The sequence below is a fragment of the Candidatus Magnetaquicoccus inordinatus genome, from assembly GCF_004217665.1.
GTDB lineage: Bacteria > Pseudomonadota > Magnetococcia > Magnetococcales > Magnetaquicoccaceae > Magnetaquicoccus > Magnetaquicoccus inordinatus.
This window is the reverse complement of sequence record NZ_RXIU01000523.1, coordinates 1-1068: the sequence shown is the minus strand read 5'-3', so window position 1 is coordinate 1068 and position 1068 is coordinate 1. Positions and strand designations below refer to the sequence as shown.

The window sequence follows — 1068 nt, the reverse complement described above, 5'->3', positions numbered from 1 at the left end:
CGATTTTTCCGAACGCTTGAGAGAAGAACGAAAAAGACTCGGCCACACTCAGGATGAAATGGCGGAAATAGGCGGTATTGCAAAGAGTTCTCTATGCAACTACGAAGCTGGGAAACGTGAACCGACCGCCTCTTTTTTCACTGCTATCGCCGATGCCGGTGTGGACGTGATGTATGTGTTGACTGGCACCAGATCCGGTGTTTGCGATTTGGAGCAAATCGCTCAGGAAGTTGTGGGAACCATGTTTGTGGTGGAAACCATCCTGGAAAAGGAAGGCGAAGAGGTCACGTCAAAATACAAGGCGGACATCGTTTATTCAGCCTATCTGCAAAGCACACCTGAAGAGCGTCGCGCCATGCTGCGGGCTTTGGATGAGGGCGTGTTTACCATCCCCTATTCGGTGGCCAAACTGTTCGGGTTGAGCGCCAAGTGATGAATCGCTTTTTTGTTCGTGTTTTGCTTGCGTATTTGGTAACCTGGAGTCGTTCGGTCCATCTTTCACCGGAGTTTGGCCATGTCCACCATCACGTTTGATACTCTCAGATATGCGAACCGCCTGAAATCTGCCGGCGTACCGGACAAGCAAGCGGAAGTCATGGCCGAGATGCAGGCAGAAGTGCTTGACAAGAATCTGGATGATCTCGCAACAAAACGGGATCTGAAAGAACTCGAACTCCGCATGGCTGCCGAGATGGCCCCACTCAAATGGGGAATGGCTGTTTGTGTTGGCGGAATCATCGCCCTGATTCTGAAATCCTTCTTTCCGCATTGATTCAACACTAAACAGTTAACTAACGACAATAATTGTAGAAATTTCACTTTTTTACCTTCTCTGACGATGAGTAAAACATCATCCATTCATTTTCAGAGGAGTTGCACATGCCAAGCAATATTGAATCGGCCCATTTCTCCCGTCACGTCCAATCCCACCGCACCAGCATCCGTATTGCCACCGCCATAATCCTCCTGCTTTTGACCGCCGCCGGAACAGCGTGGCACCACCAACGCACCCAACCGATCACCGACGAGCAACGCGCCACCCTGACCGCCCTGGCCATCACAGCCGCC

The 1068-nt window shown here is 51.0% G+C and carries 3 protein-coding genes; all 3 read left to right on the top strand.

Going from position 1 to position 1068, the window contains the following annotated elements:
• A partial coding sequence (locus EJP87_RS17015; RefSeq protein WP_130473005.1) for a helix-turn-helix domain-containing protein occupies nucleotides 1–433 on the top strand: 433 nt, incomplete at its 5' end.
• A gap of 81 nt (nucleotides 434–514) precedes the next feature.
• Entirely contained in the window at nucleotides 515–772 is a 258-nt protein-coding gene (locus EJP87_RS17010; RefSeq protein ID WP_130473004.1) for a CCDC90 family protein, read from the top strand.
• Between the two features lie 107 nt (nucleotides 773–879).
• Nucleotides 880–1068: hypothetical protein (locus tag EJP87_RS17005; RefSeq protein WP_130473003.1), on the top strand; the 189-nt coding region annotated here is incomplete at its 3' end.